The 841-nt window shown below is 42.8% G+C and carries 1 protein-coding gene; it reads right to left on the reverse strand.

What is annotated here, in order from left to right:
- Positions 1 to 841 (reverse strand): IS110 family transposase (locus ACWIW0_RS11305; protein ID WP_454453394.1); only part of this gene is annotated, 841 nt, incomplete at both ends.

Consider the following 841-nt stretch of genomic DNA (forward strand, 5'->3'; position numbering starts at 1 on the left):
TGCCCTTGGCAAGCAAGCGTTCGTAACAGCGTTTAATATCGGGATTATGTACTTTCGCAACAACTGCTGGTAGATAAAGCAACGCTCTTATCTTGGCGTTACCTCGTTTGGAAAGCATTGTTTTCCCTTTAAAAGTACCCGATTCTCGCAGTCGTGGCACGAGCCCTAAAAAGGCTGCCATTTGAGAAGCGGAATGAAACTTGTGACTGTGATATAAACTCATCATTCTCAGTGAAACGGCTTCACCCACACCAGGAATCGTTTCGAGTAACTCACGGTCTTTCTTGAGCTTTGGATGACGGTCGAGATGGTCATCAATGTGTTGCTCAAGGCGGTCAATCTCTTGTTTTAAATGCGTTTGCATTTTGATGATCGACTGTAAAATATTTTCAGGATAATCGCCTGCTTCGGCTTTTTCATAGCGGTTTTGTTCTCGTTGTAAGTCCGCTTTTAAAGTATCAAGGCGAGCAATTAACGCATTAAGCTGACGTACTTCACGCGGCTCAGGTAGCCATTGGGTGAGCTTGTCTCGCAGGCTCAACGCAATACCGAATTGAGCAAGCCCAACGGCATCACATTTGTCAGTTTTATGCAGGTTTCCTGAACTAATAAATTTATGGCTATCCGCAGGGTTCACAAGGCTAATAAACAAGCCGTGGTCTGCTAAAAAATAAGCCAAATTACGGTGGTAAACGCCTGTTGATTCGATGATGATACGAAGTTCTGACAGGTCTTTATCCACATTTTTATTAAGCCAATCAAGCAATAACGTGAAGCCTTTTAAATCGTTATTGAATACTTTGTTTTGGCGTTTACGGCTGTTGATGTTGTTGAATAAAGC

This window comes from Ursidibacter sp. B-7004-1 (assembly GCF_053654055.1).